Annotated in this window: 21 protein-coding genes and 3 tRNA genes; 1 reads left to right on the top strand and 23 read right to left on the bottom strand. The window is 53.2% G+C overall.

The annotated features are described in order from the left end of the window. Positions 1–2: 2 nt before the first annotated feature. The 3 genes from ACFVYJ_RS10040 to ACFVYJ_RS10030 form a co-directional block, all read right to left on the bottom strand. Positions 3–75: transfer RNA gene (locus ACFVYJ_RS10040), tRNA-Glu, on the bottom strand. A gap of 211 nt (positions 76–286) precedes the next feature. Further along, positions 287–361 (bottom strand) — tRNA-Gly (locus tag ACFVYJ_RS10035). A 6-nt stretch (positions 362–367) separates the two neighbouring features. Beyond that, positions 368–443 (bottom strand) — tRNA-Glu (locus tag ACFVYJ_RS10030). 151 nt (positions 444–594) lie between these two features. On the opposite strand from ACFVYJ_RS10030, the gene ACFVYJ_RS10025 reads away from it, so the two are divergent. Next, positions 595–1,335 (top strand): hypothetical protein, encoded by a 741-nt coding sequence (locus ACFVYJ_RS10025; RefSeq protein ID WP_419415727.1) that lies wholly within the window; start codon positions 595–597, stop codon positions 1,333–1,335. A gap of 10 nt (positions 1,336–1,345) precedes the next feature. On the opposite strand, the gene ACFVYJ_RS10020 is transcribed toward ACFVYJ_RS10025, so the two are convergent. The 20 genes from ACFVYJ_RS10020 to urtA form a co-directional block, all read right to left on the bottom strand. Next, complete coding sequence (locus ACFVYJ_RS10020) at positions 1,346–2,734, bottom strand: ATP-binding protein (protein ID WP_463255232.1); 1,389 nt, start codon at positions 2,732–2,734, stop codon at positions 1,346–1,348. Further along, the gene (locus ACFVYJ_RS10015; RefSeq protein WP_419416086.1) at positions 2,731–3,393 is read right to left on the bottom strand and encodes a response regulator; all 663 of its coding nucleotides are present in this window, start codon (positions 3,391–3,393) and stop codon (positions 2,731–2,733) included. Before ACFVYJ_RS10015 ends, ACFVYJ_RS10020 begins: the two co-directional genes overlap by 4 nt. A 31-nt stretch (positions 3,394–3,424) precedes the next feature. Then, complete coding sequence (locus ACFVYJ_RS10010; RefSeq protein ID WP_419416087.1) at positions 3,425–4,051, bottom strand: tetratricopeptide repeat protein; 627 nt, start codon at positions 4,049–4,051, stop codon at positions 3,425–3,427. Positions 4,052–4,064: 13 nt separating this feature from the next. Then, positions 4,065–4,853 (bottom strand): SDR family oxidoreductase, encoded by a 789-nt coding sequence (locus tag ACFVYJ_RS10005; RefSeq protein ID WP_419416088.1) that lies wholly within the window; start codon positions 4,851–4,853, stop codon positions 4,065–4,067. Next, on the bottom strand, positions 4,853–5,506 hold the full coding sequence (locus tag ACFVYJ_RS10000) for a TenA family transcriptional regulator (RefSeq protein ID WP_419416089.1): 654 nt from the start codon (positions 5,504–5,506) through the stop codon (positions 4,853–4,855). The genes ACFVYJ_RS10005 and ACFVYJ_RS10000 overlap by 1 nt, the downstream gene beginning before the upstream one ends. Before the next feature lie 13 nt (positions 5,507–5,519). Further along, a complete protein-coding gene (locus tag ACFVYJ_RS09995; protein ID WP_419416090.1) occupies positions 5,520–6,995 on the bottom strand; it encodes an AMP-binding protein in 1,476 nt (491 codons plus the stop codon). Further along, entirely contained in the window at positions 6,995–7,681 is a 687-nt protein-coding gene (locus ACFVYJ_RS09990) for a thermostable hemolysin (RefSeq protein WP_419416091.1), read from the bottom strand. Before ACFVYJ_RS09990 ends, ACFVYJ_RS09995 begins: the two co-directional genes overlap by 1 nt. A 125-nt stretch (positions 7,682–7,806) precedes the next feature. Continuing rightward, positions 7,807–8,364: a HupE/UreJ family protein gene (locus ACFVYJ_RS09985; protein ID WP_419416092.1), complete on the bottom strand. Its 558-nt coding sequence runs from the start codon at positions 8,362–8,364 to the stop codon at positions 7,807–7,809. A gap of 27 nt (positions 8,365–8,391) precedes the next feature. Further along, on the bottom strand, positions 8,392–9,039 hold the full coding sequence (gene ureG / locus ACFVYJ_RS09980; RefSeq protein ID WP_419416093.1) for an urease accessory protein UreG: 648 nt from the start codon (positions 9,037–9,039) through the stop codon (positions 8,392–8,394). Positions 9,040–9,050: 11 nt separating this feature from the next. After that, a complete protein-coding gene (locus tag ACFVYJ_RS09975) occupies positions 9,051–9,728 on the bottom strand; it encodes an urease accessory protein UreF (protein WP_419416094.1) in 678 nt (225 codons plus the stop codon). Continuing rightward, positions 9,709–10,152: an urease accessory protein UreE gene (gene ureE / locus ACFVYJ_RS09970; protein WP_419416095.1), complete on the bottom strand. Its 444-nt coding sequence runs from the start codon at positions 10,150–10,152 to the stop codon at positions 9,709–9,711. Before ureE ends, ACFVYJ_RS09975 begins: the two co-directional genes overlap by 20 nt. A gap of 8 nt (positions 10,153–10,160) precedes the next feature. Then, on the bottom strand, positions 10,161–11,867 hold the full coding sequence (gene ureC, locus ACFVYJ_RS09965; protein WP_419416096.1) for an urease subunit alpha: 1,707 nt from the start codon (positions 11,865–11,867) through the stop codon (positions 10,161–10,163). Further along, positions 11,864–12,181, bottom strand: coding sequence for an urease subunit beta (locus tag ACFVYJ_RS09960; protein WP_419416097.1), 318 nt, complete (start codon positions 12,179–12,181; stop codon positions 11,864–11,866). Before ACFVYJ_RS09960 ends, ureC begins: the two co-directional genes overlap by 4 nt. A 10-nt stretch (positions 12,182–12,191) precedes the next feature. Further along, positions 12,192–12,494 carry an urease subunit gamma gene (locus tag ACFVYJ_RS09955; protein ID WP_419416098.1) on the bottom strand — a complete coding sequence of 101 codons (303 nt, stop codon included), beginning with the start codon at positions 12,492–12,494 and terminating at the stop codon, positions 12,192–12,194. Positions 12,495–12,525: 31 nt separating this feature from the next. Next, on the bottom strand, positions 12,526–13,401 hold the full coding sequence (locus ACFVYJ_RS09950) for an urease accessory protein UreD (protein ID WP_419416099.1): 876 nt from the start codon (positions 13,399–13,401) through the stop codon (positions 12,526–12,528). Between the two features lie 9 nt (positions 13,402–13,410). Next, positions 13,411–14,106, bottom strand: coding sequence for an urea ABC transporter ATP-binding subunit UrtE (urtE, locus tag ACFVYJ_RS09945; protein ID WP_419416100.1), 696 nt, complete (start codon positions 14,104–14,106; stop codon positions 13,411–13,413). After that, entirely contained in the window at positions 14,103–14,936 is an 834-nt protein-coding gene (gene urtD, locus ACFVYJ_RS09940) for an urea ABC transporter ATP-binding protein UrtD (protein ID WP_419416101.1), read from the bottom strand. Before urtD ends, urtE begins: the two co-directional genes overlap by 4 nt. Continuing rightward, positions 14,933–16,078: an urea ABC transporter permease subunit UrtC gene (gene urtC, locus ACFVYJ_RS09935; protein ID WP_463255228.1), complete on the bottom strand. Its 1,146-nt coding sequence runs from the start codon at positions 16,076–16,078 to the stop codon at positions 14,933–14,935. Before urtC ends, urtD begins: the two co-directional genes overlap by 4 nt. Next, positions 16,075–17,706: an urea ABC transporter permease subunit UrtB gene (gene urtB, locus ACFVYJ_RS09930; RefSeq protein WP_419416102.1), complete on the bottom strand. Its 1,632-nt coding sequence runs from the start codon at positions 17,704–17,706 to the stop codon at positions 16,075–16,077. The genes urtC and urtB overlap by 4 nt, the downstream gene beginning before the upstream one ends. Before the next feature lie 90 nt (positions 17,707–17,796). Continuing rightward, complete coding sequence (urtA, locus tag ACFVYJ_RS09925) at positions 17,797–19,083, bottom strand: urea ABC transporter substrate-binding protein (protein WP_419416103.1); 1,287 nt, start codon at positions 19,081–19,083, stop codon at positions 17,797–17,799. Positions 19,084–19,295: the final 212 nt, after the last annotated feature.

The following is a 19,295-nucleotide window of genomic DNA, read 5'->3' as shown; positions in this document are numbered from 1 at the left end:
GGCGTCCCATAGGGGGTTCGAACCCCTGTTACCGCCGTGAAAGGGCGGTGTCCTAGGCCACTAGACGAATGGGACGCTACACTCCTACAAGCGAACTGCTTGCGAGGAGGCGCGTATATTAAATAACAGTTCAGGGAGGGTCAAGCCTGAGAACACGAAAAAACACAAAGATTTAGCCGCAGCTAGAATAGGTGTCAGGTATGGGCCTATACAAAAAATTCGACAGTAAAAACGCTACGAAACACGCAGAATTTGATAAGTAACAGAGATGGTGGGTGTAAGGAGATGGAGCGGGAAACGAGGTTCGAACTCGCGACCCCAACCTTGGCAAGGTTGTGCTCTACCACTGAGCTATTCCCGCTTGAAATGGCGTCCCATAGGGGGTTCGAACCCCTGTTACCGCCGTGAAAGGGCGGTGTCCTAGGCCACTAGACGAATGGGACGCAGCCTGCTCCAGACCAAGGCCTGAAAGCGGTGCCTATGGTATTGAGGCACTGTTTTTAGGTCAAGTACTTTTTTACATTTTTATGTATAAAATCAACACCTTTTTCGCTACTGTACAAGCTATGAACTTAACCGGGTCAGGCACCTCATATGTCACCGCTTAAAATTGCACTGTTGATCCTGCTGGGCGTCGGCATCATGGCGGCGCTGGGCATGGTGATCCAAGACATAGAAATCCGTAAACGGGAACGCAAACTGAAGCTGATGCGGCTGAAAAATGCTATCCGCCGTGCCACGCACCTGCTGGAAAATCTGCCACAATTGCTAGTCACCCCGGGCCTACGCTCCATGCTTAAAGCATATTTGGTATCACGCTGGGATACAGTGCTGCAACTTGAGCCCAGCCCTGCCAACCAGGAACAGAAAGCCCAGATACTCAATCAGCTCCAATCGATACCCGAGGCTACGCCGCACCCGGATGGGCAGATGACGATATTCACCAGCCATGATGAGGCGAGCCGTGCTTTAGCAATTGTAAAAGAGCTGGGGCAGTTCATCGCCGATATTCAACAACAGGGCAATATTTCAAAGGAGGTGGCTGACCAGCTGCTGCTCCAGGCCAAACGCAGTTATAAACGCCTTGAAGTAGATATCGATCTTATTCAGGCGCAGGAATCGGAATCCCATCAAGGCCCGGAAGTTGTGATTCATCACTACCGCAATTGTTATGGCAAACTGCAACATCTCAACCAAGACCACTTTCTTGACCGACAGTTATTCGAAATCCGCAACCATCTGGAGCAACTAGCTGCGGCGATTGAAATCTCTCAGGAAGAAAAACAACAAAAAGAGCAGCAAGAAAAAACTGAAGGCCGGAAGTTCAACTTTTAACCCGCTCAGGTTAAACCTTAAACCGCAGCTCAACCCGTAAACCAGTCTCTGCCAGTTCGGAATCCAGCAGTTGCACCTGATAGCCAAAATGTTCACAGATTTCCCGCACGATAGACAGTCCGATGCCACAACCATCAGTGTTCTGCCCCGAGGCTCGGTAGAAACGGTCAAACACCAGTTGTTTCTGTTCGGCATTCAGGCCTGGACCTGAATCACTGATCACCAGACCCGTACCTTCCATAGCCGGTAACGCGTCTATACAGATCGTTCCCCCCTCTGGGGTATAACGCACCGCATTACCAAGCAGATTGCGTAACAGAATCTGCAATACATCCCGATTGGTCTCAGCTTGCAGAGTGTCGTTCAACTGCACTGCAACCTGCAGCCGCTTGTCGTCTATTTCACCCTGCAACTCCTGTAACACCTCAGCCACCTGTGTTTTCAGCTGCAAAGTCTGAAGCATATAGTCACGATCCGCCGCTTCCACCCGACTCAGGGTAATCAGTTGATTGAACATATGGGCCAGCCGGTCAATACCCTGCACAATATTCTGCTGAATCCGCCGGGTGCGCTCATCTTCCGGAAACAGATTCTGGGCATGCACTTTGATCGCGGCCAGTGGCGTGCGCAACTCGTGGGCAGCATTACTGGTAAAACGTTTCTGCCGCTCCAGCGAGATGGCCAGCTCTGCCATCAGCCGGTTGATCTCGTTCACCAGCGGATTTAACTCAGCCGGCACATTGTTAAAAGACAGCTGATTCAAGTTATGGGCACCCCGGTTCGCCACCTCATGACTGATATGCAGTACCGGCTTAAATCCCCAACGCACAATCAGATAGATTAATAGCACCATTAGCGGCAAGACCAGCAGCAGTGCAGACGTGTTCAGTATGGCAATTTTATGGGTCAACTCTTCCCGAATTTCCAGCCGCTGTGCCACTTTAATCCACAGTGCTAGAGCTTCACTGTAATGTGTGAAGCTGCGCCAGCTGCCTGCCGGAGATTCCTCATAACCAAATCCCCTTTGCGGTGAAAAATTCAACATAGTGAGCTTATCACCGCTGCCCAGCAGCAGTGTGCCTTTGCGGGTCCACACCTTAAATGCCAGCTTCTTTTCATATTTATGGGCAAATTGGTCATACTCTTCCAACGAAGATACCGTTGGCGGATTGATCAACCGCTGTTGCGGTGATGGCGCACCGGATGGCACCGGGCCGGAAAACTCCATTTCGATACTCAGCAACGACTCCAGCACCCGCGCACTTTGCGCCAGTTCAGCGTCATAGAGCTCTTCAGTCTCGTAGGAGACACTGCTGTAACTCATCACCACTGCCGCACCCATCAACAGCGCAATGGCCACCAGCAATGCCACCAACAGCTGGGTACGTACCGAGTTCACACAATCTCTCCTATCTGATAACCCACGCCACGTACCGTGCGTACGCTGCCCCTGCCCAGTTTTTTACGCAGGTGATGGATATAGACTTCGATGGTATTGCTGCCGATTTCGTCATTCCAGCTATATAACTGTTCAACCAAGGCTTCCCGGCTGAATACCCGGTTGGGGTGTGTCACCAGATGCATCAGTAGATCAAATTCCAGCCGGGACAGTTTCAGGGCTTCGCCATCAATACAAGCGGTGTATGCCGCGGGGTCAATTTCCAGCCGACCATGCTGGATCAGGGGTGACTGAATACCCTGACTGCGCCGTACCAGCGCCCGCAGCCGCGCCAGCATCTCAGGCACATCAAAGGGTTTAGCCATATAGTCATCTGCGCCGCTGTCGAGACCACTGACCTTATCCGCGCTGGAATCCAGTGCGGTAAGCATCAACACCGGTATAGCCACGCCCTGACGACGCCACTGTTGCAGTACGTCAATACCACTGAGATCCGGCAGGCCTATATCCAGAATTGCCACATCAAACACCGTCGAGGAAATCTGCTGCAACGCAGCCTTGCCGGTCTGCGCCCACTCCACCAGATGCTTATGGTATTTCAGCGCATCTACGATGCCCTGCCCCAGCAGCAGGTCGTCTTCAACCAACAGTACTTTCATGAAATACCCTGAAATACCTGCCAACCTGGCATTATAAGGTTTTCAGCAACGCACCTATCTCAGCACGACGACCTTGATCAGCCAGCTCACGGCCAGGACGAGGCGGTGCTTCCAGTGCATGCTGCAATACTTTACGCGCCTGCTCGGCTTCATTTTGCTGCAGCAGGAAATCACCGAAAAAATAGTTACTATCAATTCCGTTTGGATTGATCGTTAACGCCTGCAACAGGTTCTCTCTAGCTTTTTTATCACTGCCAAATCCGATTGGCCAGCCAGGCACCTGATAGTAAAGACTACCGAGGCTTGTATAGGCAGAGCCCTGTAGCGCCCCGGGATTATACTGGATAGCAGTTTCAAACAGCGTTTTAGCTTGTTTCACCAGCTTCAGAGCCCCCAGACCTCCTTTCTCGCCAGCATAGCTGCTGAGGATAATCCCATCCCAAATCAGAATTTCAGCCGACTTAGCATAGGTCATCGCGGCTGTATCCGCTTCAGCGACCAGTGCCTTAAACGCTGTTTCACGGGCGTCCTTATCCAGTTCATATTTAATGTGTGCCCACTGCCCCTGCAGATAGGCCAGAGTACCCTGCTCGCTCTCTGCCGCCAATAATGAAGTACTGGCAAACAGCGTCAGCAACAACAGCACATAGCTTCTCATGGTAGAACTCCTGTCATAAATACCGTTTGATGATGGGTAATTGTTTCGCCATACTGCGGCTGACCAACCCCGGCGCGATAGCATTCAGCCGAACAAACAACTTCTCCGGCCATCCCAGGAAAGTCTGGGGTTGTAAACCACCAATGGCTGATACCAGTGCCCGGGCAACCGTTTCGGCACTGTCGATGGTTGAACCCAGGTGCAGGTTCATCGCCATGGCCGCATCGCTGTTTAATGAGGTCTGCGCCGCCCGGGGCGCAAAATAGAGTACCCGTAATGTTGAGTCCGCCAACTCCCTTGCCAGCGTTTCCGAAAACCCCCGCAAGGCAAATTTACTGGCGCAGTAAGTGGCATACCCGGGAAAACCGATCGAACCCAGAATCGAGCCGACATTCACCACCAGCCCTTCGGGTTGCTGACGTAACCGCGGTAATAAACGGCGTGTCAGCTGCATGGCGGCAATCAGATTGGTCTGAAGCATGTCAGCAATGGCCTCATCAGTCTGCTGCTCAAACAAAACAAACTGATTACTGCCCGCCAGATTAATCAGACCATTTACGCCTGCTGTTTCCGCCTGTTGAGCCAGTATTTCTCGCTGCTCTGGCAACCTGATGTCTGCCTCGACTATCAGGTGCCGCTGACCCTGTGCTTTTGGCAGGCGTGCCAGCAGTTGTTGCAATTTCAGACCGGAGCGGCCAACTAATAACAGTGAACAGCCCTGTGCTGCCAACGCACAGGCTATCGCCTGACCCAATCCACCGCTAGCACCGGTCAGCACTAGCCTCATCTCTGACCACTGCATCAGCAGCCTTCCTCCGCAGCCGACAGCACATCACCATACAGACCATAGAAAAGACCCGTGGCATGGATAATATCCGCCTGATCGGTCACATCCTCGATCCGGTTCATCAGGCTTTCAAAAAATTTCACATGTTCCAGGTCCAGCGCCCCGTGGGAGCGCAGATAGCTGAAGGCGCTGTCCGGCAGACCCAGTCGGCCCTGCACCACCTCCGCCACCGCACTGGCCAGTTGGGTGCTGGTACCTTCCAGTACATGCACCATGCCAAAAAAAGCCAGCGGATTACCCCGATCAATCTGATGGTAGGCGTAACTCACCAACAGCTCTGTCGCCGCATGGGGACGTGAGGCCGCCACGGCATCAGCATCACCACCTGCGGCACTAATATCATTCAGTATCCACTGCTCATGCCCGATCTCTTCTTCGATATATTCCGCGACGGCCTGTTGAAGCCACTGATACTTGACGGGCAAACGCGAACCGCAGGCCATCAATAAAGGCACAGTGTGTTTTACATGATGGTAGGCCTGCTCCAGAAAATTAAGATACAGCGCCAAGGAAACATCTCCCTGCTGGGCGCGCAGAATAATATTGCGCAGCTGGAACTGCTGCTGGGCGGCATGGGTATCGCTGACTAAACGTTGAAAAAATGACATCACTGACTCCTGCTCAAGCATGGATCGGATAAAAATGGGCCAACCGCTGGCCATAGTCCTGTTCAATTTGGCGGCGACGTATACGGCCATTACTGGTCAGCTGGCCATTTCCCGCAGAGAAGGGCTCATCCGCCCGCAACCAGGCCATCACCCGGGCATAATCCGGCAACTGAGCATTCATAAGATTGATCAGCCCTGTTAGCTGCTCATCACTCAGCTGTGCCTCGGGCTGGACCACCGCGCTGATAAAGGGACGCTGATCACCGAACACCGCACACTGCATAATGCCCGGCAGCGCCTTGAGTTCTGACTCGATCCACTCCGGATTGAAATTACGGCCGAAACTGTTGATCTGCACATTTTTGCGACGACCGTTAATATGCAGGTAACCCGCTGTGTCGAGGTATCCCATATCCCCGGTAGGCACCGTGGTTTGTTGTAGTGCAGGTGCACCCAGATAACCCAGCATGGCCGGGCCTGCTACCTGAATCTCACCCTGCTCACTGATATTTACCTGACAATGAGGTAACGGCTGACCGGCACTGCCCTGCCGCACGGCACCGGGTAGATTCAGGCACACCACAGATCCACACTCACTCAGCCCGTAGCCTTCATACACCGGCAGATCCTCCATCCAGGCCTGCTCCAGCAGTGTCTGTGAAACCTTACCCCCACCCACTGCCACAAATTTCAGGCAGGACAGATCCACACCCTGTGCTTTGATATAGCGCAGCAGTTGTAACAGCTCAGGAGTCAGAATCAGACTTTCCGGACGCTGCAGTTGTAGGTAGGCCGCCAGTTGCTGCGAATTCACATATCCTGAGCCCGACAAGCCAGTTAACTCTGCCCGATCAACAACCACTTCGGCTCCGCTATAAAGCGGTAATAACACCCCGGCCAGATGCTCCAGCATCACCGCTAGAGGCAGCAAACAGAGGTGGCGGCGAATCGCCAGCGATGCTGTCGCCTGCTGTAAACTGCTACATAGCTGATCTATCATCGTCTGACCAATACAGACGCCTTTGGGTTCTCCCGTGGTGCCAGAGGTGTAGGTCACCAGTACCGTGCCTGGATGCACCGCCACAGCCTGCGGCCCCGGGGTCAGACGGCACATTGAATAGCCGGCAATATTCGGCAACTGTCTGAACTCCAGCCCCGCCGCTTCCAACCAATCCATCTGTTCGCAAAACAACAGATCGCAGCCGCTACGCTGCACTGCATGGCGTACCTGTCGGGAACTGAAAAAAACAGGTATAGGTGTCACCGGAATCTGCAGTTGCATGGCAGCAAGCTGCACTACAATCCAGTCGATGCCGTTATCAAGCCAGATGCCGATATGGCTGGTTTGCAACTGCTGCAACCATTGCCCAAGCTCGGCGATACGCTCCGCCAGCGCGGCATAACTCAATGACGCCTCCTGACTGGTCAGCGCCGCAACATGAGGCTGTTGCTCTACCCGGGCATAGAAGGCATCAAAAAATGGCTGCATCAGGCGATCTCCTGCAGTGCAATCTGTAGATTGAGGTCAGTACGAGGAGCATGAATTCGCTGTAGCAGGCGCGACATCACTGGATCTGCCATCATTTCGGTCATGGCGGTCCACATATCGATGGCGTACACCTTCGGCTGCTGTTGGTAGTAACAACCCCAATCCGAGCGCCCGGCCTGTACCGCTTCAGGGGTAGCATCTGCCAGTGGGTGCAGGACAAGGTTGCCACCCAGTTTGTCAAAACTATTTTTAACCCGGGGAGTGGCAGTGATCACCAGCCAACGAAATCCCTGGTGCAGGAAATAGCAAGACAGATTCAGAATCAGACGCCGGGTGGCACCGGGGCTTTGTGAAGCCAGGTTACCCATCTCCAGAATCCGCTGACGGGCCGGTGCAGCAATACCCAACTGATCAGCAATCGCCTGTTCTACCGGCAACTCAAGGTAGTGTTCCAGATAAAGCTGATGACCAGCCGCTGACTGATAACCCATTGAAGCGCGGATCTGCTGTTGAGAATCGACCAATGCCAGCTGGCAGGGTAGAAAATCCCGTACCTGTGCACTGTATTGGCGAGCAAAAGCCGCCTGAGCAAATGCCTGTACCCGCGCCAGATTCGCGGGGGTATGTACCAGCAGTACCTCACTGGTTGATTCAGTGCTTTCGGTAGTTTGCAGGCTTGCAGTCATAGCCATTCTCCTGAGTGAATGGCTACAGGTTAAAAACCTTTTCTTAAAGCTAGCTTAAGTTTTAAAAACGGAGAGATTCACATGGGGAAACAACCCGCTACCGGATCAGGTAACGGGTATCGGGCTTAAATCAGGCTGAACCATAATCCGGTTGCCGCCACCATCGCGCCCAGGCTCTGCACCAGCAAACGCGGTGACAATTGTGCCACCAGTAGACCGGTGCTGAACAACACCGCTGATGCCAGCAAGAAACCCGACAGGTAGCTGATAGCCGATGCGGCCTGCGGTATCTCCAGACCATGCACCATGCCATGCATCACCAGCAGCGCGCCGCACAGCATTGTCAGCCAATGACTTGCCAGGCGTTGCTGCATGATCACCATGCCGCCCAACACCAGCAAGGATAACAGGATGCCCTGCTCGACCTGGGGTATCATCAGCCCCATCAAACCAGCCCCGGCACCGAGCAACAGCGCCAGCAGGAAGCCGGCCCCCATAGTCAGTGACGCAGCTTTGGAGCCATGCGCCAGCCATAACCCGGCACAGAAAAACGCCAGCAAGTGATCAAGCCCCGTCAACGGATGCAGCAGGCCTGCCCAAAACCCGGAAAGTTCATGGCCGGTATGCGCCTGCGCCACCGCTGGCAACAAGCCAGCCAATACAACCAAAATACCTGTTCGCATCGATCAATCTCCTTGTTATTGCTGCGCTTAAACCACGGCCTTAGCCGGCGGTAATTGTTTCACTTCCAGCATGCCTTCCTGAATAATGAATTGAATAATGTCATCTATCCCCTGGCCTGATTTAAGGTTGGAAAACACAAAGGGTTTGTTACCGCGCATGGTTTTGGCGTCCTGATCCATCACCTCAAGCGAAGCCCCGACCAAGGGGGCCAGATCAGTTTTATTGATTATCAGCAGGTCAGATCGGGTAATGCCCGGACCGCCTTTACGTGGAATTTTATCGCCGGCGGACACATCAATCACATACAGTGTCAGATCAGACAGTTCCGGACTGAAAGTGGCACTCAGGTTATCGCCGCCGCTTTCGACAAACACCAGATCCAGCTCACCATGCCGCGCCAGCAACTGGTCAATCGCGGCCAGATTCATTGAGGCATCTTCACGAATGGCGGTATGGGGGCAGCCGCCGGTCTCAACCCCGATAATGCGGTCAGCCGCCAACGCCTCATGCCGGGTCAGAAACTTGGCATCCTCCTGGGTATAAATATCGTTGGTCACTACCGCAATATCGTAATAATCCTTCATGGCACTGCACAGGGAACGAAGCAACGCAGTTTTGCCGGAGCCTACCGGCCCACCGACACCCACGCGCAGGGTCTGTTTTATCTGACTCATATTCTCATCCTTCAGGAACGAAATAATCGTGTGTATTGGGTTTCATGCCGGGCACTGGCAATCGCCAGCCCGGGCAGACTGGCACCTACCTGATCAATACTGATATCAGCAGACCGGGTAAGCACCTCGGTTAAACAGGGCTGTAACTGCACCAACAGGTGCTGTGCCTGGGTTTGCCCCAAAGGCACTAATTTAGTCGCTGCCGCCACCTGGTTTTCCAGCCATGACCAGAGCAGCCCCAAGGCTGCTGCTTGCGGTGTCAGTTGCCAGCGCTGCGCTACTAGGGCAAACAACACCACAAAGCTTATTGGCTGGCCCACAGGCCAAGGCAAATTCTCTCCCAACTGGCGCAGCAAGCGGGCCAGAGCTTCACCCATGGCGGCATCCGTTAGATGCAGTTCACGGGTTTCGCGACACGCCAGGGCCAGTTGATTGAGCGTGCAGATCATTGCCAGATCATCAGCAGCGGAGGCCTGCATAGTATCGCGCAATAGCGGCAGATCAGTGCAGGCCAGGCTGTATAACAGTTGATCTTCAATCCAGTCTTTGACTGATTCTGCATCAGTGATCCAGCCCACTTCGATGGCATACTCCAGCCCCTGGGAAAAGGCATAACCACCCACAGGAAGGCTGACACTGCTCAGTTGCAGTAGCCGCAATAGGCTCTGATCAGTGGTGGTGATGTCCATGGGCATAAGCACCTGATTCTGGGGTAAACACCTGCTGCTGCAGCTCGGTTTGCAAGCCCAATAACTGCAGCATCTCCTCCAGCACATGATCGGGTTTGATACGTAACCAGCACTCACCGACCTGCAGTCGCACATGTCGGTTACCCAAGTGATAGCAGGCACGGGCAAAGGTCTGCCAGTCATCGCACCAGGCATGGGTGACGTCTTCTACAGCACCCGCCACCAAGAGATAACGACCACAGGTGGTTTTCAGATATTCCCCCACCTGCAATGGCTTACCACGATCGAGAAATACCCGTACCTCTTTCCCCTGCTCACTTTGCAGACGCAGTCGACCGCGATCACGCTGCTCATAGGTCAACACCACCCGGTCGGATACGGGTTGATGACAGTGGGTTCCAAGTCGCTCATATACTTCCAGCATAACCACTCCTAAAACAGGCAATACAGCTGAGCCAAAGGTAATTCAGTGGCCGGTTCACAAGTTAACAGCACACCATCTGCTCGCACCTCGTAGGTTTGCGGGTCGACAGTGATATTCGGCTGCCAGTCGTTGAGCAACATATCCGCCTTGGTCAGCTTGCGGGTGTTACAACAAGCGACCAGCCGTCGGCTTAGACCGAGTTTGTCAACGATTCCAGCATCCAATGCCGCCTGGGAAGTGATGGAAAAACTGGTCGCCGCCGCAGCCTTGCCCAGCGCACCAAACATCGGACGATAGTGCACCGGCTGCGGTGTTGGGATAGACGCATTAGGATCGCCCATAGGCGCGGCGGCTATCATGCCGCCCTTGATAATCATGGCAGGTTTAATGCCAAAAAAGGCCGGTTTCCACAACACCAGATCAGCCAGTTTACCCGCTTCGATCGAGCCGACTTCATGGCCAATACCGTGGGTAATTGCTGGATTGATAGTGTATTTGGCAATGTAGCGTTTGGCCCGGAAATTATCACAGCCTCGCTGCTCATCTTCCTGCAATAAACCACGCTGTAGCTTCATCTTGTGCGCGGTCTGCCAGGTACGAGTGACAACTTCACCCACCCGACCCATCGCCTGAGAATCGGAGGCAATCATGCTGAAGGCCCCGAGATCATGCAGGATATCTTCCGCCGCGATCGTTTCTTTACGAATACGCGAATCGGCAAATGCCACATCCTCAGGAATCGAACTGTCCAGATGATGACATACCATCAGCATATCCAAGTGTTCATCTACCGTATTGCCGGTGTAGGGCCGGGTCGGATTGGTGGATGATGGCAGTACATTAGCTTCGGCACAGGCTTTGATAATATCCGGTGCGTGGCCACCCCCCGCACCTTCGGTGTGGTAGGTATGGATCACGCGGCCATCAAACGCGGCCAGAGTGTCATCCACAAAACCGGATTCATTGAGGGTGTCAGTATGGATAGCTACCTGGACATCATATTTATCGGCCACCGTCAGGCAGTTGTCGATGGACGCCGGAGTGGTACCCCAATCCTCATGCAGTTTCAAACCACAGGCACCTGCCTGTAACTGCTCTTCCAGTGATTCTGGCAGACTGGCATTGCCCTTACCGAGAAAGCCCAAGTTCATCGGCATCTGGTCCGTTGCCTGCAGCATCTTACCGATATACCAGGGACCGGGGGTACAGGTGGTGGCATTGGTGCCAGTCGCAGGACCGGTACCACCACCGATCATGGTGGTGACACCTGACATCAATGCCTCTTCAATTTGTTGCGGGCAGATGAAATGAATATGCGCATCGATGCCGCCAGCGGTCAGAATAGAGCCCTCCCCGGCAATCACTTCAGTGCCGGGGCCAATGACAATATCCACACCGTCCTGAGTATCCGGATTGCCGGCTTTACCCAGCCGTTCAATACGGCCATCACGCACTGCCACATCGGCTTTCACAATGCCCCAATAATCCAACACCAGAGCATTGGTAATCACCAGGTCTACTGCAATATCATTGGTAGCCTGACTCTGGCCCATGCCATCACGGATCACCTTGCCGCCACCAAACTTGACCTCATCACCGTAACGGGTGAAATCTTTTTCCACTTCAATCCACAGCTCGGTATCCCCCAATCGCACCCGGTCGCCGGTGGTGGGGCCAAACATCTGCGCATAGGTAGTACGGTCCATTTTACTCATGGTTTATCTCCCAGTGGTCCCATAACCGCACCACGAAAACCATATATCGTGCGGGTTCCAGCATAGGCTACCAGTTCAACCTCACGGGACTGACCCGGCTCAAAGCGGACTGCCGTGCCTGAGGCAATGTTCAGCCGAAAGCCACGTGCTGCCAGGCGGTCAAATTGCAGAGCCGGATTCACTTCATAAAAATGATAATGCGAACCCACCTGAACCGGACGGTCACCGCTGTTTTCCACCTGCAGGGTGATGGTCTGACGTCCACTATTGAGTTCGATATCACCATCAGCAACCTGAATCTCTCCTGGAATCATTTTCTGCTCCTCAGCTAATCGGGTTATGCACAGTGACCAGTTTGGTGCCATCGGGGAAGGTAGCCTCCACCTGGACTTCGTGGATCAGCTCCGGCACACCGTCCATCACCTGATCCGCAGACAGCAGACTTTTGCCATAACTCATCAGCTCAGCAACCGTCTTACCATCCCGCGCACCTTCAATAATTTCCATGGTGATATAGGCGACCGCTTCCGGATAATTCAGTTTTAAGCCGCGGTTTAACCGCCGCTCCGCCAGCAACGCTGCGGTGAACACCAGCAGCTTATCTTTCTCTCTTGGTAACAATTCCATTCGCTCTACCTCATAACGGATAGCACTCGGCTCAGGTAGCCCATATACGAGGGGCACACGCCGGGCGTTCTAATAATTCTGGTCGTAGTTGTTGCCAGCAGGCAGTAAATAGCCGACGAGCCTGCTCTGCGCCCGGGCCAAGATATCGAATCAACAGGCAGTTATGCAGCTCAGTCACCGCAGCCATGGCCGGCAGGTCCAGACTGGCACAGCAGTCACGTAATGCCTCTAGCAAGGCGTCGGGCACCGCGTTAAAGGGTCCGGCAAACATCAACCCGCTCACCGGCTGCCCCGCCAGGCCAGCGTGACTGTGTAACAAATGCAGGTTGTCATCGTTAAGGCGCAGGGTTTCGCGTAGCAAGGGTTTACCTGCCAGGCGACATTCAAACTGCTGTTGCAAGGCGCCGGAAACAAAGGGTTGCCGACTTGCCGGCAGGCCCAGGCAGGTCACTTCCCAACTCACGCAACGGGCCCCCTGCTCCAGTTCAATCAGCGTGTTTAGCTGAGTATGCGCACCACTGTAGATAATGGTTTCCTGTGGTAGCCACTCCAGCGAAGCACCTTCAGCCACGTGCAGACTGATCTGCTGTTGCTGTAAGCATTTATCCGCCCGAGCCCGGTATACCCTGCCCGCACCGGGCGTCGTAATCAGTGCCTGACTGTTGGCTTCCATAGCCACGCTAATCTGCAGATGATCACCTGAGACAATGCCACCGGGAGGGTGTAGCAAATAGACGTGTGCCAGGTTTCTGCCTTCCGGATAGAAGGGTTTTTGCACATACAGCGGACCCTTATGGCGATTCTGGTGCAGCACCACACCCCGCCCGGTCAAGCGAAAGCCCAATTCCAGCTCCGCTTGCCAAGTCGCCGGTGCCGGCACTGCCTCGGGCAAAACCCGACTGTTCATAAACGCCCCTTACACTGCCAGATATTGACGAATGAGCTGGTCACTGAGTTGATCCATCGTGTCACTTGCCACTACCCGCCCTTTTTCCATAAGGCGAAACTCCTGCCCAACACGACGGGCAAAACCTAATTTTTGTTCTACCAGCACCACAGTCAGCCCCTCTTCCTGATTGAGTTTCAGAATCACATCACCAATTTGTTTAACAATGTTAGGTTGAATTCCTTCATTCGGCTCGTCCAGGATCAAGACCTTTGGCTCAATCACCAGCGCCCGACCAATGGCAAGCTGTTGCTGCTGCCCGCCCGACAGGTCACCACCACGCCGGTGTAACATGTCATGCAGTACAGGAAACAGCTCAAACACCTTCTCGGGAATGGTTTTGCTGCCATCTTGACGGATCGGCAAACCAATACGCAGGTTTTCTTCCACCGTCAGCAACGGGAAAATATCCCGACCCTGCGGTACATACCCTATACCCAGACGGGGACGGCTTTCCGCCGGTCGGTTATGCAGTTTTTCACCCTGCAACAGGATTTCACCGCTGCTGATGGGCAACAACCCCATCAGGCATTTTAAGAGCGTGGTTTTACCTACCCCATTGCGCCCCATGATGCAGGTACAGCTGCCCTGCTCAATCTGCAGATCCAGATCCCAGAGTATCTGGGTACCGCCATACAACTGGTTAACCTGATTTATGGCAATCAATGCTCTTCCCCCAAATACACTTCAATCACATCCGGATGGTTCTGCACCTGATCCATGCTGCCTTCAGCCAGTACACTGCCCTGATGCAACACAGTCACGGTACGCGCAATACTGCGAACAAATTCCATATCATGCTCCACCACGATCACAGTATGATCGCCCGCCAATGAAGTCAGCAGCTCGGCCGTGCGTTCGGTTTCCTGCGCAGTCATACCTGCAACCGGCTCATCCACCAGCAGCAGACGCGGATTGGACACCAGCAGCATGCCAATCTCCAACCACTGTTTCTGACCATGGGACAGCGCCCCAGCCAGCATGAAACGTTGTTCCTTCAGCCCAACGATCTCCAGTACCTCTTCGATACGCGTGATCTGAGTAGGCGTTAAGCGTGCCATCAGATTAAACAGAATCTGTTTGTTGGCTTTCAGCGCCAGCTCCAGATTATCCATCACAGTATGTGCTTCAAATACCGTAGGTTTCTGGAACTTACGCCCGATCCCCAACTGGGCGATCTCCGCTTCATCTTTTTCCAGCAGATTAATGGTTTGACCGAAATACACTGTGCCAGAATCACACTGGGTTTTGCCGGTGATCACATCCATCAACGTGGTTTTACCAGCACCGTTGGCGCCGATCAGACAACGCAACTCACCATCGTTGATATACAGGTTCAAGTCATTTAGCGCCTTAAAACCATCAAAACTCAGGTTCAGTCCCTCAACGTAGAGCAGCACCTGTTTCGATACATCAACCTCAGCAACTTTAGGCACCAGAAAGGGCCATACCTGGTCCCGGTTGAATATTTCGCGGGCATCATCCAGCGTACTCATGTATTGCCCTCCTGTTTCAGTTCTGGCTTGGTATCTGCCTGTTTTGACTTACGCTGACCAAACAGCCCCACCAGACCTTTAGGCAGAAACAGGGTCACCAGGACAAACAATGCCCCCAGCGCAAACAGCCAGCCTTCCGGCATAATGGCAGTAAAACGGGTCTTGGCGTAGTTGACCAGCAAGGCACCAATCACAGCACCAATCAGTGTGCCCCGGCCACCTACTGCTACCCACACCACAATCTCAATGGAGTTAATTGGTGAAAATTCACCCGGATTTATAATGCCGACCTGAGGTACATAGAGGGCGCCGGCAACCGCAGCAATCATGGCTGAATAAACGAATAACCAGACCTTATAACGTTCAGTGTGATAACCAATAAAACGGGCCCGGGATTCACCATCACGAATTGCCACCACCACCTTGCCGAAGCGTGAACGTAAAATAAATTTACTGGTAATAAAGATCAGAGCCAGCATCAGGGCGGTGATCATAAACAGCACCACCCGAGTGGTGTCCGACTGCAGATCAAAGCCGAGAATATCTTTGAAATCAGTCAGGCCATTGTTGCCACCAAACCCCATTTCGTTGCGGAAAAACGCCAGCATCAGAGCATAGGTCAAGGCCTGGGTCATAATCGACAGATACACACCGGTCACACGGGAGCGGAACGCCAGCCAGCCAAAAACAAATGCCAGAATACCCGGAATCAGCAGCACCATGATCATGGCAAACCAGAACTGATCCATACCCTGCCAGTACCAGGGTACTTCAGCCCAATTGAGAAACACCATGAAATCAGGCAAGTCGGGATTACCATACACACCCCGATCGCCAATCTGGCGCATCAAGTACATGCCCATGGCATAACCACCCAGCGCAAAAAATGCCCCGTGGCCAAGACTCAGAATGCCGCAATAGCCCCAGATAATATCTACCGCCAGCGCCAGCATGGCATAGCAGAGATATTTACCCAGCAGCGTAATGCTGTAGGTGCTGACATGCAGTGCAGAATCTACCGGCAACAACAGGTTCGCCATTGACGCCAGAATAGTCAGCGCCCCCAGAATCACCACAAACGGCATGGTCGAACTACCAGGCTGTTCGCGGCCGATAGAGAAGATTTTTTCGATCAGATTCATTCCGCCGCTCTCCCTTTCTGCGGGAACAAGCCCTTAGGCCGCTTCTGGATAAACAGGATGATAAACACCAATACCAGAATACTCGCCAGCACCGCACCGGTAACCGGCTCCAGGAACTTATTGGCGATCCCCAGTGAGAATGCCGCCACCAGCGTACCCAGCAGGTTGCCTACCCCACCAAATACCACCACCATAAAGGAGTCGATGATGTACGCCTGCCCCAGATTAGGCCCGACATTGGTTAACTGACTCAGGGCTACCCCGGCAATACCGGCAATACCTGAACCCAGGCCGAAGGTCAGTGCATCCACCCAGTCGGTGCGGATACCCATAGCTTTTGCCATATCCCGGTTCTGGGATACTGCGCGTACATTAAGACCAAGATTGGTCTTTTTCAGGATCAGTTGCAGCGCAAAAAACACCAACAGGGCGAACGCCAGAATATACAGCCGGTTCAGTGTCAGTGAGAGCACCGGATTGATCTCCAGTGAACCACTCATCCAGTCCGGCGTCGCCACCTGACGGTTCAGAGGTGAGAAAATGGTTCTGACCAGCTGTTGCAATATCAGACTGATACCAAACGTTGCCAGCAAGGTCTCCAAAGGTCGACCATGCAGATAGCGGATCACAAAGCGCTGAATCAGCATCCCCACGCCACCCGAGACAATAAATGCCAGCGGAATCGCGAGCCAAACCGAGTAATTGATCAACTCCGGCAGCAGTAACTGCACCACATAGGTGGTATACGCACCGAGCATGATCATCTCGCCATGGGCCATGTTGATAACGCCCATCACACCAAAGGTGATTGCCAGGCCAATAGCCGCCAGTAGCAGCACAGAACCTAAGCTCAGGCCAAAAAATAACTGATCAATAAAGGCATACATCTCGACCCGCTGCTCAAGCACAGCCAGTGCTTTTTTGGCTGCCGCCTGGACCGATAAATCCGATTTGTCTGCCGCGACTTCAGTCAGCAGTACCCTAACCTCGCCTTCCAGGCTGTCCTTCAGCACATCAATTGCAGCCAGGCGTTGTTCACTGTCCGTATCATTACGCAGGCTGTTGATGGCCAGTGCCAGATCCATGGTTGCCTGAACTTCCGCCACAGTTTCCTGCTGGCGCAGCTCGCTGATGAGGGTAACCGTGTCCTGATCCAGGTCGGCTAACAACGAGCGGACTGCTTGAATCCTGCTATCCGGGTTTTCAGCACTGAGTTGAATACGGGCTATGGCACCACGCAGGTAACTGCGCAGCCGGTTGTTGACGCGAATTTTTGTAATGTCGCGACTGGCCATAGCAGGCATCGGTGTCCCAGTGAGGGCGTCCCGCAGGCTATCGTCATCGTTAACAATAACCACCTGATCTGTCGCCTTAATGTAATACAAATTCGCATTCAGAAGGCTGCGGAACAGTGGCAGAATTCGCTCGCCACCGAGCCCTTCGAGTTGCTCTAGTATCGGTTGGGTTTGTCTGAGCTTGGCCTGAGTTAACTGCTGTAACAACCCCTCAACGGTTAACTCCGTTTCAACTGGGGTTTCAGTAGCTAAGGGCTCATTTAAAACCGGCTCAGCAACCGCGGTTGTCGTCAGCAGCCACAGGCAGCAACAGAGAGAAATTAATGTTTTCACTCAATCACTCCATTTGACTGATGTAAAGTGCGGTCGAACGACCGCACTGGGTAAGCGTTGGGGCTCCCCCCCGGAAGCCCCGGCCTGCAATCAGTAATTCTGACCGGAGCAGGTTTTGGTCTTAGTGTTGTAGTTGCCGCACTTGACTGGATCAGTCCAGTCGGCAATCAGGTCCTTAGAACCTGGCAGGAAATCAGACCATGCATCCCCTGGCACCACACCCTCGGTGTCCCAAACGACTTCGAGCTGACCATCTTCCTGAATTTCGCCAATCAGTACTGGCTTGCTCAGGTGATGATTTTTATTCATTACAGCGACACCACCCGTCAAATTAGGTGTTGTCTGACCAATCATCGCTTGTTCCACGGCATCAACATCGGTAGTGCCGGCTTTGGTCACGGCATTGACCCACATATTGAAACCAATATAGGTGGCTTCCATTGGATCATTGGTGACACGATCCGGGTTACCGGTAAAGGCTTTCCATTGAGTAATAAAGTCAGCGTTGGCATCGCTCTCTACACTCTGAAAATAGTTCCAGGCAGCCAGGTGGCCTACCAGAGGTTTGGTGTCGATACCGGACAACTCTTCCTCACCTACCGAGAAAGCAACCACTGGAATATCTTCCGAAGAGACACCCTGGTTACCCAGCTCTTTATAGAACGGTACGTTGGCATCACCGTTAATCGTGGAGACCACAGCGGTCTTCTTGCCTGCAGCACCAAACTTCTTGATTTCCGAAACAATCGACTGCCAATCGGAATGACCAAACGGAGTGTAATTGATCATGATGTCAGCATCAGATACACCTTTGGCTTTCAGGTAAGCTTCCAGAATTTTGTTAGTAGTACGCGGATAAACATAGTCAGTACCCGCCAGCACCCAACGCTCGACCTCTAGGTCATTCATCAGGTAATCAACCGCTGGAACCGCCTGCTGGTTAGGCGCAGCACCGGTATAGAAAACATTTTTCGAAGACTCTTCACCTTCATACTGAACCGGATAAAACAGCAGGCCATTCAGCTCTTCAACAACTGGCAGAACCGACTTACGCGAGACCGAGGTCCAGCAGCCAAAGATCACGTCAACCTTGTCTTTCGTCAGTAATTCACGGGTTTTCTCAGCAAATAGAGGCCAGTTAGATGCAGGGTCAACCACCACTGCTTCCAATTTTTTGCCGAGCACGCCACCTTTTTTGTTCTGTTCTTCCACCATCATCAGCACGGTGTCTTTCAATGTCGTTTCACTGATCGCCATGGTGCCGGATAGAGAGTGCAATACCCCTACCTTAATCGTATCCGCCGCCATCACACTGAAGCTGAGCACCGTTGCGCCAGTTGCCAGAGCGACACCTTTTGCCAGTTGTTTGATCTTCATATCCGTCTAGTCCTTTGAGTTGTGGTTATCCGGGGTATCGTCCGGACTGCGATGCAATTACTACTCTCAGTATTATTAATAAAAGCAGGCAAGCTGGGTATGCGCTGATTGCCGCAGTGAGAGTACGTCATTTGACGTATACAAGGTCGGCAGGCACAAAAGCAGTGGCGTTGCGTTTACACCAAGGTAGGAGGCAGCACACAGGCGTCTGA

This window comes from Pontibacter sp. JAM-7 (genome assembly GCF_048548695.2).
In the GTDB taxonomy this organism is placed as follows: domain Bacteria; phylum Pseudomonadota; class Gammaproteobacteria; order Pseudomonadales; family Balneatricaceae; genus Neptuniibacter.
This window is presented reverse-complemented; position numbering and strand designations above follow the sequence as displayed.

Coding starts and splice junctions, on each gene's coding strand:
- ACFVYJ_RS10025 (WP_419415727.1), top strand. CDS start 595: ATGTCACCGCTTAAAATTGCACTGTTGATCCTGCTGGGCGTCGGCATC.
- ACFVYJ_RS10015 (WP_419416086.1), bottom strand. CDS start 3,393: ATGAAAGTACTGTTGGTTGAAGACGACCTGCTGCTGGGGCAGGGCATC.
- ACFVYJ_RS10010 (WP_419416087.1), bottom strand. CDS start 4,051: ATGAGAAGCTATGTGCTGTTGTTGCTGACGCTGTTTGCCAGTACTTCA.
- ACFVYJ_RS10005 (WP_419416088.1), bottom strand. CDS start 4,853: ATGCAGTGGTCAGAGATGAGGCTAGTGCTGACCGGTGCTAGCGGTGGA.
- ACFVYJ_RS10000 (WP_419416089.1), bottom strand. CDS start 5,506: ATGTCATTTTTTCAACGTTTAGTCAGCGATACCCATGCCGCCCAGCAG.
- ACFVYJ_RS09995 (WP_419416090.1), bottom strand. CDS start 6,995: ATGCAGCCATTTTTTGATGCCTTCTATGCCCGGGTAGAGCAACAGCCT.
- ACFVYJ_RS09990 (WP_419416091.1), bottom strand. CDS start 7,681: ATGACTGCAAGCCTGCAAACTACCGAAAGCACTGAATCAACCAGTGAG.
- ACFVYJ_RS09985 (WP_419416092.1), bottom strand. CDS start 8,364: ATGCGAACAGGTATTTTGGTTGTATTGGCTGGCTTGTTGCCAGCGGTG.
- ureG (WP_419416093.1), bottom strand. CDS start 9,039: ATGAGTCAGATAAAACAGACCCTGCGCGTGGGTGTCGGTGGGCCGGTA.
- ACFVYJ_RS09975 (WP_419416094.1), bottom strand. CDS start 9,728: ATGGACATCACCACCACTGATCAGAGCCTATTGCGGCTACTGCAACTG.
- ureE (WP_419416095.1), bottom strand. CDS start 10,152: ATGCTGGAAGTATATGAGCGACTTGGAACCCACTGTCATCAACCCGTA.
- ureC (WP_419416096.1), bottom strand. CDS start 11,867: ATGAGTAAAATGGACCGTACTACCTATGCGCAGATGTTTGGCCCCACC.
- ACFVYJ_RS09960 (WP_419416097.1), bottom strand. CDS start 12,181: ATGATTCCAGGAGAGATTCAGGTTGCTGATGGTGATATCGAACTCAAT.
- ACFVYJ_RS09955 (WP_419416098.1), bottom strand. CDS start 12,494: ATGGAATTGTTACCAAGAGAGAAAGATAAGCTGCTGGTGTTCACCGCA.
- ACFVYJ_RS09950 (WP_419416099.1), bottom strand. CDS start 13,401: ATGAACAGTCGGGTTTTGCCCGAGGCAGTGCCGGCACCGGCGACTTGG.
- urtD (WP_419416101.1), bottom strand. CDS start 14,936: ATGAGTACGCTGGATGATGCCCGCGAAATATTCAACCGGGACCAGGTA.
- urtC (WP_463255228.1), bottom strand. CDS start 16,078: ATGAATCTGATCGAAAAAATCTTCTCTATCGGCCGCGAACAGCCTGGT.
- urtA (WP_419416103.1), bottom strand. CDS start 19,083: ATGAAGATCAAACAACTGGCAAAAGGTGTCGCTCTGGCAACTGGCGCA.